This is a genomic window from Runella sp. CRIBMP, assembly GCF_009905605.1.
Classification (GTDB): Bacteria; Bacteroidota; Bacteroidia; order Cytophagales; family Spirosomataceae; genus Runella.
In genome coordinates, this window is sequence record NZ_JAAAKZ010000004.1 from 123975 (window position 1) to 137794 (window position 13820).

Genomic DNA, 13820 nt, shown 5'->3' on the forward strand with positions numbered 1-13820 from the left:
AGAGAATTATTTTAAAAACCAATCGTAAAACCTCCCAAAAACGTCGAAACAATACCCATTCCCTCAGGGTCCCAGCCTTTTGGATATTTGTTGAGCGAGAAAACATCGGTGGCATTGATGTAAAAACGGATGTTGTTTGACATGATTTTTCGAGAAATATTCTGGGGAATCGTGTAGCCCAACGTGATGTTTTTTAGACGAAAATACCCCCCGTTAAACAACCAAAAATCGGATAATGCGCGGTTCAGACCTTTGTTTGTTTCGGTAAATCTTGGGTATTTGGCGGCCAAATTTTGATCAGCGGTATTGTTCATACTCCAAGTGCTCCCATCCATATAGACTGGAAATACGCCCCAGTTTTCGGCATTGTAGTCGGTATAAGACAAGAGTGAAGTGTTCTGATAACCAATGCCTTGAAAAGTAACGCCTAAATCAAAACCGTTGTAATCCAACTTGAAGTTGCCGCCATACATCCATTGGGGCAGCGAACTACCGAGCAGCACGCGGTCGTATTCGGGGGAGATTTTCCCGTCGGGTACGCCGTTAGGGCCGCTGATGTCGGTGTATTTCATGTCGCCCACTTTTACGTTGGTATTGAGTTTGGGAGAGTTGTTGACATCTTCTTGGGTTTGGTAAATCCCTTCCGAGCGGTATCCGTACCATTCGTCAAACTGACTGCCTTTTCTTTTGATTCGGTCGCCGATAAACTCCGTACCGCCCAATTCGCCCATAACCGACTGAAATTGAGAGAGATTAAATGAGGCTGAATATCTTAACTTGCCGATATTGTCGGTCCAGCCTAGGTCAAGGTCGATGCCTTTGGTGGTCATCACACCCGTGTTTTGGTTGGGGTTTTCGAAGCCTACAAAAATCGGAATCTGCAATGCCAGCAGCATGTCTTTGGTTTCTTTGTAATACACATCGGCGGTAAGGCGCAGGCGATTTTTTAAGAAATAGGCGTCAAGTCCCAAATCCGTCGATGCCGTTTTTTCCCAAGAAATATCCTGAATGGCATACTGCACTTGGGCGGCGGTTTGCTGTGCTGTTACGAGATTGTTTTGATAAAATAAGGCATTACTAAAACTCATGATTCCGACCGACGGATAGTTGCCGATGCGCTCATTGCCAAGCGTTCCCCACGATGCACGAAGTTTGAGGAAAGAAACCAGGTTCTGTCTTTTGAAAAAATCTTCTTCGCTGATCACCCAACCCGCCGAAATCGAAGGAAACGTACCCCAGCGATAATTAGCGTTGAAGCGCGACGAACCATCGCGACGCACGTTGGCCTGAATCAAATATTTGTCTTTATAGCTATACGTCAGGCGCCCGAAATAAGAACGGTAGGCCGTTTCAAAAGCCGTTCCGAAATTGTCTCTGAAGGCGGCCGGGCCTTGGTTCAGATAAGGGTAGGTGTCAAAAAGGTACTGGTCACGAGAAGCGCCCATTGACTCGCCTTTGAAGTAATAATTTTCGTAGCCAGCCAATGCCGTAAAATCATGATTTCCAACGGTTTTGAGGTAGTTGGCCAAAAGCTGCGTTGTGATGCTGTAATTGGTGGTACGGTTTTCATCCAATCGGGTGGTAAGCCCGCCGCCAATCAGGGATACAACATATTGATTGGGGTCGTTGGCTGCATAGACATCCACCTTTTTGTTGAATCGTTTTTGGTTATTAAAGTCAAATATCGGTGCGATGATTCCCGATAGCTTCAAGCCTTCAATGGGTTTGATGTCAAGCGCCAATCGCCCCCCAACTTGATTGTAAGTGTTGCGATCGGTGCCGCCGTATTTAACCTTGGCATACACGTTTTCACCCGCTTTTCCGTCGGCAATGCGGCCATCGGCCCAGATTGCGGGATAAATAGGCGAAGAAATCCGAGTACGATACAACGGGTCACTGGCCGTAGGGTCTAAGGCATTGGTTCTTTTGAAGTTAAAATCGACCGTTCCGCCAATCAGTTTATTGATGGTAAAATCATTGTTTGACCGAACAAAAATCCGATTATAGTTTTTGTTGTCGTAAAAACCGCCTACTTTCTCATAACGTACTGAGGCATTGGACTTAACAAATTTAGACCCGCCAATGACACTGATACTGTGAGCTTCTCGTGGGGCCATTTTGTTCAGCGTCAGAGCCATCCAATCCGTATCGGGGTATCTGTCGGGGTCAGAAAGGTGTTTTTGGTTATAATCCGTCAATAAATCTTGGCTAAAAGTAGGAAAGCGGTTGGCACCGTTGCCAGCATCGTTCCAGCGGAGTTCGTTGACAAGCTCCATATAACGCTGCGAACGCATATAATCGGGCAACTGCGTAGGCGTATCAAATCCATTTTCGTAACTATACTGAATAGACGCTTGGTCGGTTTTGGCTCTTTTGGTCGTAATCAAAATCACCCCCGAAGCCGCCCGCGAGCCATAGATAGAAGCCGACGCCGCATCTTTCAGCACCGATAGGTTTTCGATGTCGTTGGGGTTGACTTGATTTACATCGCTCACGGGCACACCATCCACAATCACCAACGGGTCAGAATTGCCAATGGTGGTCACGCCTCTGATGCGAATCGTTGCGCCTCCCATGGCGCCGTTGGCGCCGTTGCGGGTCACCATTACACCCGACATGGCCCCTTGGAGGGCTTGGGCTACTTGGGTTTCTTTGCGCTCTTTAAACATCTCGCCATTGATGGTCGACACCGCTCCTGTGAGATCTTTTTTCCGTTGAACGCCGTATCCCACGACCACCACTTCTTCGAGGGCTTTGGTGTCTAGTTTTAGAGAGACATTGAGCGTTGTTTGGCTACCGATTTTTATTTCTTGAGAAAGGTAGCCCACAAATGAAAAAACCAGTACCTCATTGTTGTCCGATAGCGCCAGTTTGTACTTTCCGACGGCGTCGGTGGTTGTACCGCGTTGGGTGCCTTTGATGAGCACGCTGACGCCCGGCAATCCCTGCCCGTTTTCGTCGGTAACAGTTCCGGTCACGATTGATTCGGTCAGTTGATATTCCAACGATTTGGTGGGTAGATCATTTTCCCAAAGCCCCGTTGTGGAGGCGTTGTCTTTTCGTAAGACAATGCGATTGCTGACCTGTATGTGTTTGATTTTTAGTGGTTTTAGTAGGCGAGTGAGCACGCTCGATAATGGTTCGTTGGTGGCATTGATGCTTACCTGACGGTCGAGTTGTAAGGCTCTCGAATTGAAGGAAAATTTTACCTGTGCCTCCTTTTCGAGTTGGAGCAATACTTTTTCCAAAGCTATATCCGAAACATTCACACTTACCTTTCGGTCAAGCATACTTTGACCCTTTACTGGGGTGGCCATTGCAATGCTCGAAAACACGATGGCCAAGGTGAGTTGTAGGAGTGACGTTTGCACAATTCGATATAGTAATCGTTTGTTGGTCAATGTTTTTTTCATACTTTTGACTTGTTTTTAGTTAATACTTTTTACGGAGGTATTGGCAAAATCCTCCCCGTGCCCTTAGCAGAGGGCATGTCAACGGAACACGTTAGGGGAAGCATCGGGCGTCGAAAATGTAGCAGCATTTCGACGCTTTTTTGTGGGTAAGCAGGGGTATTGTTAGGTCATAGGCAGCAAATGTCGGGGTTAGTTACATCCTTCTGATAAAATAGTGATTCGGTTGCCGTTCATTTCATAACGGGTCGTGTTGCCCAAACTCTCGCAAATAATCTTGAGTTTTTCGGGCAGGGGTTGGTCGCTGAGGGAAGTCGTAAGATAGCAGTCTTTCAATTTCTCCTGCGGATAGTCAATCTCCACCAAATACGCCTGCTCAATGGTTTTTAGGATTTGGGCCACGGGAACATCCGAAAATTCAAAACTCAGTTGTTCGATGGCAGTAATGGATTGTGCATCAGGCTTTTCGCGGGTTAAATCCGTTATTTTCTCGAAAATAAGTGTTTTGCGGGTAAACCGGACTCCCTGATTGGGTAATAATTGTACCGTTTCGTTATTCAACTGCGAGATGGCTTGGTTTGAGCTTACGTTTACTTTTCCCGTCCGTACTACTATTTCCACGTCGGGTTGGTCAGTGTAAGCTTTCACGCGAAAACTAGTCCCGATAACCTTGGTGACAATCTCGTTGGCAAAAACGAAAAAGGGTTTCTTCGGATTTTTGCTGATTTCAAAAAAGCCTTCGCCCGACAAATACACTTTACGTTCGTCGCCTTCAAAGCTTTTTGGATAGCTGAGCTTACTTTTGGGCTGAAGCAGCACCGAGCTGCCGTCAGAAAGGGTAATCAACTGTGGTTTATGGGTGTTGTTGGCCTGTTCAATCAGTCCTTGGGTATCTTGGTTGATGAGTTCGGTGTAAGTAAGTGTATCCTGCGTCAATGTTTGGCGCTTAAACAACCATCCCAACGCAAGTCCTAGCACCAAAACCGCCGCAATACTGCGCCACCCAGTACGACGCCAAAGCGGAATCGAAGGCACAGCAGTTCCCTTTTCAATGGATTTTATTTTGTCACGGGATGCCTGCAACGCAGCGGCAACTTCGGACGAAGAAAGAGTTGGCTCAGGCACTCGGGTGGCCAATACCCACAATCGAGCTTCGGCCACAAGTTTGGCCCGTTGGGGGTTTTCTACCGTCCATTCTTCCCAATGTTCACGTTCTTTTCCTTCCCGAACCCATTTTTGGAACGATTCATCGGCCAAAAAATCTTCAATTTTATTATAATGGTTGCGCTTCTGCATCTGAAAAAGAGTTTCAAATGCAGAGAGGACAGGCTTTGGGGCCGATACTCACTAACGTGGTACTTTTTTTTGAAAAATTTAAAGTATTCTCGAAAATAGCACAAAAAGGAGGGTTAAATCACCTTTCCATTCTTTGCGGAGGTGTTGGATACAACGATGCAGAAGATTGGAAACCGACTGGTGATTGATGTCGAGCATCTCACCGATTTGTTCAATTGTTAGTCCTTGATGATAACGCAGATAGAGCGCTTCTTTTTGCCGAGGAGGCAAGGCGTTTATCAGGCGGTTGAGTTGCGAAACCTGGGCCGAGGTTTCTTCGTCGGCAATGAGCTGGTCTTCGATGGAAAAATCCAACGAAAATTGTACAGCATCCAAGGGCGCGGTTTGTCTAAAAATAGTATCACGCTCGTGCAAACGCGCTATGCGCTTCCTGACGCTTGAGAGGAGGTAGGCTTTGACTACTACGTTGTCGCTCAGAGTGTTGCGATAAAGCCAAAGGTTTACAAACACATCCTGAACGCAATCCTGCACCCGTTCGGGGTAAGAACTCAACGAATTTCCGTAGTTGATTAATGAACGATAGTACCGCTCAAACAAAGCAGAGAAAGCCAATTCATCGCCCATTTTGAGGCGCTGCCAGAGGGTTTCATCATTGAGTGAGGAGTTTACCACAACAAATACGGTTGAATTTTAAATAAAATTCAACAAAAGTAGGAATAAATAAAACTTTATGAAGATTTGGTGCTTAAATTCAAGATATACATGCGCTTCAAAAATTAGACATATTTCTAGGAATGGCTTACAAGTCAGCGCATTGGGTATTATTTTGCCGTTGAATAATAATTTACAAAAAAGTAGAAAACAGCGGCGCCTCTAAACGCATTGCCATTTATATTAGCCTTAGAATGTATTTATGTGACTTTCGTTTTTTACCCTAAACTTTACTTGTTCATGAGAAAAACACTCATTTTAACCTATTTTATTACGTTTTCAATACTTTTTACGGCCTTAGGGCAGTATACCAGTATCTTGCCGGGCATCATTTTGCCGCAAATGACCACTGCTCAGCGCACGGCTCTTGTATCTCCACAAAACGGCATGTTGGTCTACGATACCAACACCCAAAGTTACTGGTATAGGCAAGGGGGAACATGGGTAAGCCTCGCGGTAGGCGGAGGGGTAAGTAATTATTGGCAGTTGGCGGGCGCTGGCGGCAACGAAATTCAGAATGTGAATACGGGTGGGTTTTGGTCGGCCAATCCTATGGGGCTGACCAGCTCAAGTACTAACACCACCCATCCCCCCACTGCGCCCGTGAGCGGCGCGGGCACGCGGTTGATGTGGATTCCTTCCCGCTCGGCTTTTCGGGTAGGGACAGTAGAATCAGAGGGAAGTAATTTTTGGGATGCCGCGAATATAGGGTTGTTTTCATTCGCCTCTGGGTACAATACGTCTGCTACTGGAAGCTATTCTACGGCTATGGGAGCAACTACCACCGCCAGCGGTTTTGGTTCTACGGCCATGGGTGTTCTAAGTACCGCCAATAGCAATTATGCCACTGCTATAGGAAATTTTACCCTAGCTAGTGGTAATTCGGCTACCGCCATGGGAAATAATGCCATTGCTAGCGGTAATTCATCTACCGCCATGGGAATTTCTACTACCGCTAGTGGTAGCTTTTCTACTGCCATAGGAAATACTACTACCGCTAACGCCAGTAGTGCCATTGCCATAGGAACGAGTGTTGTGGCCAGTGGCGTGGGTTCTACGGCCATGGGTAGTAGGGTAAACACTAATGGGAAAAACGGGGCTTTTGCCATCGGCGATGCCGATCCATTTCAGCAAGGAGAAACCATTGTAGGCTCTCTCAATCAATTTGTGGCTCGGTTTGCCAATGGTTATTACTTCATGACCTGCGGCAATACAGGCAACGGTAATCCCTCCAACAATATTCGAACGGGTATGATAGCCGGCCCAGGAGCCAATGCTTGGTCAGCAATCTCGGATTCAACCAAAAAAGAAAAACATTTGCCCATAGATGGTGAAGGGCTACTGCACAAAATCGCCCAATTCAAACTCACAACATGGAACTACAAAGGCCAAGACCCCAAAGCCTTCCGTCACTACGGCCCCATGGCGCAGGATTTTTACGCTGCTTTCGGCCATGATGGCTTCGGTACTATTGGTTGTGATACACTTATCAACCAAGCCGATTTTGACGGTATCAACTTTACGGCTATTCAGGCATTGGTTAAAAGAACCAACGAGTTGAGGCTAAAGAGCGCTGAGCTGATGACGATGAATGGAGATTTGAAAAGCAGCAATGACGAATTACGTTTAAAAAATGAAGCTTTGGAGGAGCGATTGGCCAAGATGGAACAGGAATGGGCCGCATTGAGGCAAATGTTGGAGAATAAAACCACGGCAAACACTATTATAGTGGAAAGATAGCTCAATACAGTCATAAATGATTGATTTGGAGGTACTTTTGTTCGGTAGTGAAGCTCACATTATCCATTATCTCCTATTCTCATGAAAAAACTATTCATTTTTGCTTGCCTCATTACCTTTACCTCCCTCTTGACCGCCTTGGGGCAGTCCACCACCATCTTGCCGGGTATTATTTTGCCGCAAATGACCACTGCCCAGCGCACAGCTCTTGCTTCGCCACAAAACGGCATGTTGGTCTTCGATACCAACACCCAAAGTTACTGGTTTAGGCAAGGGGGAACTTGGGTAAGCCTCTCGGTAGGAGGGGGTGTAAGCAATTATTGGCAATTGGCAGGTGCAGGCGGCAACGAAATTCAGAATGTCAATACAGGAGGTTTTTGGTCGGCCAATCCTACTGGGCTGACGAATGTTTCCGATAATACCACCAATCCCCCCACCGCCCCCGTAAGCGGCGCGGGCACGCGGTTGATGTGGATTCCCTCCCGCTCGGCTTTTCGGGCAGGGACAGTGGCGTTAGATAGGAGTAGTGATTGGGATGCCGCGAATATAGGGCTGTTTTCATTCGCAACAGGGTACAACACCCGCGCTGTCGGAAGCTATTCTACGGCTATGGGTCATTTTACCATTGCCAGTGGCAATTATGCCACGGCTCTGGGCGCAGGTACCACTGCTAGTGGCAGTTACGCTGCGGCCATAGGAATAGGTGCCCGGGCCACTGGTAGTTCTTCTGTAGCTTTGGGATTTAGTACACTCGCCAGTGGTCAATATTCTACGGCAATGGGAGATATTACCGTCGCCAGTGGTATTACATCAACCGCAATGGGATTTAATACTGTCGCCAGTGGCAATTACTCTACGGCCATGGGGTATAGGGTAAACACCAATGGGAAAAACGGCTCTTTTGTCATTGGCGATTACGACCCCTACCTTCAAGGAGAGACGATTGTAGGATCTCCCAATCAATTTGTAGCTCGCTTTGCCAATGGCTATTGGCTGATGACCTGCGGTGACACAGGCAACGGTAATCCCTCTAATAATGTACGTACGGGCATTGTAGCCGGGCCTGGGGCCAATGCGTGGTCGGCTATCTCGGATTCTGCCAAAAAAGAAAAACTCCTGCCCATAGATGGCGAAGGGCTACTGCATAAAATTGCAAAATTCAGACTTGCCACTTGGAACTATAAAGGTCAAGACCCCAAAGTTTTCCGTCACTACGGCCCCATGGCGCAGGATTTTTACGCGGCTTTCGGCAAAGATGGCTTCGGTACTATCGGCTGCGATACGCTCATCAACCAAGCCGATTTCGATGGCATCAACTTTGCGGCCATTCAGTCATTGGTCAAAAGAACAAATGAGTTGAGAAGTACCAATGACGAATTGCGCATGAAAAATGAAGCCTTGGAAAACCGATTGGCCAAAATGGAAAAAGAGTGGGAAGAATTGAGGCAGATGCTGGTGAGTAAGACTATAGAAAACAATATTACAACCGAAACCAAAGATTAAAATATCACTCACCCTATGCCCCTTGAAAGGGCGATTGTATCAATAATTAGGGGTTTAATAAATAATAACCCGTTTATTTTTCGGCGCGAATCCAACGACCGCCCTTTGTCGCTAATGTGAGTTGCTTGATGTTGACCGTTTCACCCGTGATGGCGTCCGTAATCCGTTTGTATTTCAGATTTTTAAAGTCAAGTGCGACGGTTTTGGCAGTAGCTTCGTTCAACAAAAAATAATGGTCTGCTTCGGGAGCAGCCAAACGATACACGAGGGCGTTGGGACAGGAATAAGGGGATGAATAGGCCCCAAGCGTGTACTGCAAAATGGGCAAAGAAGACTTTCCAGAATTTTCAAAGGCATTGAGTGATGCCTGAAAACCCAGCAGTATGGCCTTGCCTTTGCCGAGGGTATGTTCCAACACGGCGGGTTTGCCGTTGTTGTATTTTTCAACAACGCGGGCTGCCGTAGCCGTTGCGTTGATGGTAAAGCCCTGTATTTCTTTCCCTGCGATAGTGAGCTGCCGATTGGTGCCCGAAAACTGAAAATCATCAATGGTCGCCCCAAAAAGCTGCTCAAAATCCGAGCCTTTGCCTGTCGGAAGGTTAACGGTATTTTCGTCGTACCAACCTGAAGGCAAGTCCATGACCAGTCGCCCGCCTTCATGCACGTATTTTTTCAAGAGTGGCAACAGTTCTTTTCGCATCGTGAGCATGGCTGGTAAATACAGCACTTTGTAGCGCCCGGCTAAACCTTTGGATAAATCGTTGGGCGTGAGGTATTCAAAAGGTACGTTGTTGGCCATCAGTACATTGCTGATGCCGATTCGCGCTTTGACGGGCTGAAATCGAAAATCATCCCTCCCTGGAATGCTCATAGCGCCCCAAGTAGCCTCATTTTCCCAATCGTACAGAATTCCGACGATGGGTTCTTTGTGGGCTTTCCAGAGTTCAAAACGGTACTTTTGCATGGCTTTTCCCAATTGCCCGATGACAACCGCTCGGTTAGTGAGCTGTCCGTTTCGGTCAAGCAGACTGTACTCACCGCCTTCTTTTCCGGCGCTTCGGGCATTCCAGCACCAAATACCGAACCCTTTGAAGCCCGCGGCCAATTGACTGAGGTAGAGCTGCATCAATTCATCGGGGCCGACGTAGTAAGAATTGTTGTGTCCTGGATTTTTTTCGCCATCCATCTGCATCGGCCCGCCGGTACTTTCCCAGCCACCCGTCCAGCCGCCTTTATTGAAGTCATTCATCATCGACGCCTGCTGGTAGAGCGACTTGGTGATTTCGCCTTTGACCAGATTATAATGCCACGAAAAGTGCATGGAAGGGTAAAAAGAACCGTATTGCGTCAGCACGTCGGCGATGCCTTCCATATCTACTCCGTACCACGCAAAAGGGTGAAAAACAGCCAATTCACCGCCGCCACGATAAGGCGCATTGGCATCAAAACGATTGAACTGTGTGGCAGATTCGCGGATACGACCCAAATTGTGTTCCACCTTGAATCGGTAAATGTCTTTGACGTGATTGTATTCTCTGCCTGTAATATTTCGCCAATTTTTCGCCACATCCTCCCAGTCACTGAATACCCGCTGTTCGTTCAGGAAAAGCCCCGCGTGGTATTGATTCCAAACTTGGTTCAAATTTTCTACGGTATGGTAACGCTTTTTGAGCCATTCCAAAAACAAGGCTTCCCCTTTGGTACTGAGTTCCACCCCACGTCCGCCGATTTCGGGGTCGTAGGCCACGCTCGTGACCCGCATGAATTTTTTATCGGGAGTGCCCTGAATGTATTTTTCGGTATTTAGGATTCGTTTTTTTGCAACTTCTTTTTGGTAATTGACCATTTTAGGATGCTCCAATATTTCGCTCATTGACAGGGTTTTAGCGATACCGAGCTGTTCCAAAAGGGCAGGTGTTATTTCTTCGTAGCCGCCTTCGCCGTACCACCACGGCATGATGCCTTCTTCCAAGGCTATCAATGAAATTTGCTCAATGGTCCAGGTTGGTAAAGGCATGATTTGTTTCAGGGCGTTGAAGCCCAGCTTTTTCATGTTTTGGAAATGCACCCGCATTTCTTTCTCACCTTCGTTGGGCTGCTGCACATACACGACTCCCGCCGGCATGGGTGCCAGTTTCCGAAATTTCTGCTGCATGGGTGAGTCATGCAGGGCGTCGTAGCGTTGGTGCAGGTACGGGTCGCTTTGGGCACCAACATGAATAGATATACTGATAATCAGGAGTATAGCAGAGAGACAGTTAGATAATTTCATGATTGTAAGGCTTAGGGTTGAGCTTTGACGGCGTAAAATGTGCCTCCTTTGGGCGGTGCATAGGGGCGGAGAAAAACGTTGGGTTTGCCAAATTCGGTGGTAACCTGATACACCGCGTTGGGCTGGGCCGCCCCCATTTTTCGGTTGTAGCCAGACACCCCTTTGGAAATGACTGTGTTGTTGAACAGCAAGTTTTCGGGGCCAGGCGGACGGTGTTTGTTGGGGGCACCGATGCCGATAGCGTCCCAACTGTGCCAAACGGGCGTGGCGATGCGGCATTGTTCTACCAGATTATGACCGTGGTCTTGGTCGTGAAAGTTGACATCTACTTCAAAATCACAGCGATATACTACGTTATATGCCGCGCCCTGATTCATAATGGCAAAGTGGCGAAGTCGTCGGACTTTTTCGTTGTAAAACAGGCAGTATCTGGAACCCCAACACCCGTAATAGCCCCCATGAAAAGAGTCTTTTTTGACGTAGGCACGGTCCATGAAGTTATTGCGACAGGTGATATGTTCACAATTCCCCAAACCCAACGGATGCGTACCCGCCCACAGAAAGTTACAGTTGTCCACCCACGAATTGCGGCTGTTTCTAAAAATAACCAAGTGTACAAATAGCGTAGTATCACGGGTTTCGTGTTCGTGAAAAACCCGACGGTCCCAAGCGGCATTGAAATCAGATTTGTCGTAAGGTTCAAAATCGACGGCAGCGTACCGAAAAGTCAGGTCTTCTAGTCCCACCCGTTGGGCATTGTTTATTTCAAAGGCTACGAGGTGTTTTTGGTCGGGGGCGTATTTGAAAAACATCTTTTTCATCACCACCTTTAGCACCGTTTGGTCTTTGCTTTCGCCGCGCAGCACCACATTTGACTGCAACATAACGGGTTTTGAAACAAGATATTCGCCATTCCTGAGTAAAATAACGCCGCCGCCCAGTGCCGCAACCTCATCAATGGCCTCCTGTAAATTGTTCTGAGGTGTAATCGTTTTTTGGATTTTTAAGGTATGTCTCAACGGAATGCCACCTTGTACGCCCGCTTTGGCCCATTCTTTCATGTCGGGAAAGCGCGGGTCAAAGCGGGATTCGTCAAAAACTTGTCCCGCATCACCGATTTGGTGTTGAGCAAGGCTAAAAATCGGTAAGAATAAGTAAGCGAGTAAGAATTTCATGTGTGTGGTTGTGCCAGTTAAGAAAAGCTCAGTAATGCTTTTGTCGAAATTCAAAATAATGGGCTATTACTTCTTCGGGGGCTTCGTTTTGGGGGTAATGCCCTGCACCTTCAATGATTACAACGTCAGGATTGGGGATCATTTGTTGGTAATAATCAGCCAAATGCCTTCCCGAAACAGGGTCTTCTGGACCGTTGATAAGACGAAGCGGGACGGAGGTTTGTTGTAAAACGCCTACCCAACGTTCTCGATTCCGTCGGCGGTCTTCGATATAATGAATGAGTTTATGAAACAACCGATGCCCGTTTTGGTACTGAATTGTTTCCCAGAAGCCATCCATTTCTACATCATTAATCCCTTGGGGGCCATAGAGCTTCTCGAACGATTTTTTCAATCGGGCTTTGTTGTTGAATTTTGTAAGTAGCACTCCCAACGGGCTTTTCATCAATTTTTGAACCAATAGAGCTCGGTGCATTTCTGGGAAAAGTCCACCGTTCAAAAAGCAAACCGACTTGATGATAGGAAACGACCTTGATTCGAGAGCCCATGTTTCATTTTTACGTTCTTCCCAACGGGCCAATATCTCCTGTGCCACCGTATTTCCGTAATCATGTACCAATAAATGACATTGGGTAATCCCAAGATGATTCATCAGCGCTTCAAATAGGTCGGCTTGGTCATGGATGGAATACGAATAACGACGGGGTTTATCTGACAATCCAAACCCAATCATGTCAAAACCAACGACTCGGTATTTTTGAGCGAGTTGGTTCCAAACTTTATACCAATCCCAAGAGGAAGTGGGAAAGCCGTGAATAAGAACCAATGTTTCACCCTGCCCTTCGGTTCGGTAAAAGATTTGATGGGTTTTGTAAGAGAAATGGCTACCGGCTGCGTGCCATTGTCGGGGAGTAATCATTTGAGAAAAATTTATTCAGCAAGGACCGATTGTCCTTGCTGAATAAGCGGTTTTGGGTGAGTCTATATTTTCATTGAATTCATGGCTGTTAATAGAATTACTGTTTAGCATAAGTCGCCGTAAATACAATTAATCGCCCGCCCCAAGATGCGTTTAGGGTTTGGTTGGCGGGTGTAATGGGTACTATGGGCACGTTGATATTCCCCTGGGTATTGAAAGTAATGGTCATTTGTCGGTCGGTGAGGGAGGTAATCGTCGGTGAATAATTGGTATACGTCGCAGCGGTATAGACTGGCGCACCGGCGGCGTTGGGAGCTACAGTTCCGTGAAAAACAAAATCGTAGTTCCAGCGACTGATTTGGCCGCGTGTGTAGGTCGGACGACCAATACGGAGCAACGTAGCTTCCTGACCTTCATCGTTGACTTTCACCAACGAAAAATTCCCCTGTTGACGAATACCCCGATTGGCCAGCCAAAACGTATCAGCGGTAGCAGTGCGAGCAGCCAAATAAAGCGTATCGGTAAAGGGCATAATGGGATTGGCTCGTCCGGTCACCAACAGCGGAGCGGTGGTCGGTGTGACAGTCACCAATGTGTCGCGGGAGCGAGGAACAAGCCCCACCTGATACTTCATCGTGAGCGACACAGGCACCCAAACCCCCTTGATTTGGTCGCGTAAGGCCCTATCATTTGACACCGTAGGAAAAGGTGGATTTTCGCACGCCCAGAATGACGAAACCAGTAGCAGGGCGCAACAAACAGCCAATATTGGATGAGATATTTTCATGTTTTTC

General features: G+C 47.2%; 9 protein-coding genes. 2 read left to right on the forward strand and 7 right to left on the reverse strand.

Annotation, left to right across the window (positions count from 1 at the left end; genetic code table 11):
- Positions 1-11: 11 nt before the first annotated feature.
- The 3 genes from GVN20_RS13845 to GVN20_RS13855 form a co-directional block, all read right to left on the reverse strand.
- Positions 12-3413, reverse strand: coding sequence for a TonB-dependent receptor (locus tag GVN20_RS13845; RefSeq protein ID WP_166558909.1), 3402 nt, complete (start codon positions 3411-3413; stop codon positions 12-14).
- 189 nt (positions 3414-3602) lie between these two features.
- Positions 3603-4706, reverse strand: coding sequence for a FecR family protein (locus GVN20_RS13850; RefSeq protein ID WP_166558910.1), 1104 nt, complete (start codon positions 4704-4706; stop codon positions 3603-3605).
- Positions 4707-4784: 78 nt separating this feature from the next.
- The gene (locus GVN20_RS13855) at positions 4785-5378 is read right to left on the reverse strand and encodes a sigma-70 family RNA polymerase sigma factor (RefSeq protein WP_310586821.1); all 594 of its coding nucleotides are present in this window, start codon (positions 5376-5378) and stop codon (positions 4785-4787) included.
- Between the two features lie 279 nt (positions 5379-5657).
- Between GVN20_RS13855 and GVN20_RS13860 the strand changes: the two genes are divergently transcribed.
- Positions 5658-7157, forward strand: a complete 1500-nt coding sequence (locus GVN20_RS13860) for a tail fiber domain-containing protein (protein ID WP_166558911.1) — start codon at positions 5658-5660, stop codon at positions 7155-7157.
- An 81-nt stretch (positions 7158-7238) separates the two neighbouring features.
- Positions 7239-8660, forward strand: a complete 1422-nt coding sequence (locus GVN20_RS13865; RefSeq protein WP_166558912.1) for a tail fiber domain-containing protein — start codon at positions 7239-7241, stop codon at positions 8658-8660.
- Between the two features lie 73 nt (positions 8661-8733).
- Here GVN20_RS13865 and GVN20_RS13870 read toward each other — a convergent pair whose 3' ends face one another.
- From GVN20_RS13870 to GVN20_RS13885, 4 genes are all read right to left on the reverse strand, one after another.
- Positions 8734-10932 (reverse strand): beta-galactosidase trimerization domain-containing protein, encoded by a 2199-nt coding sequence (locus GVN20_RS13870; protein ID WP_166558913.1) that lies wholly within the window; start codon positions 10930-10932, stop codon positions 8734-8736.
- Between the two features lie 11 nt (positions 10933-10943).
- A complete protein-coding gene (locus GVN20_RS13875; RefSeq protein ID WP_166558914.1) occupies positions 10944-12107 on the reverse strand; it encodes a right-handed parallel beta-helix repeat-containing protein in 1164 nt (387 codons plus the stop codon).
- Positions 12108-12135: 28 nt separating this feature from the next.
- Positions 12136-13026, reverse strand: coding sequence for an alpha/beta fold hydrolase (locus GVN20_RS13880; protein ID WP_166558915.1), 891 nt, complete (start codon positions 13024-13026; stop codon positions 12136-12138).
- A 97-nt stretch (positions 13027-13123) separates the two neighbouring features.
- Positions 13124-13813: a hypothetical protein gene (locus GVN20_RS13885; RefSeq protein ID WP_166558916.1), complete on the reverse strand. Its 690-nt coding sequence runs from the start codon at positions 13811-13813 to the stop codon at positions 13124-13126.
- Positions 13814-13820: the final 7 nt, after the last annotated feature.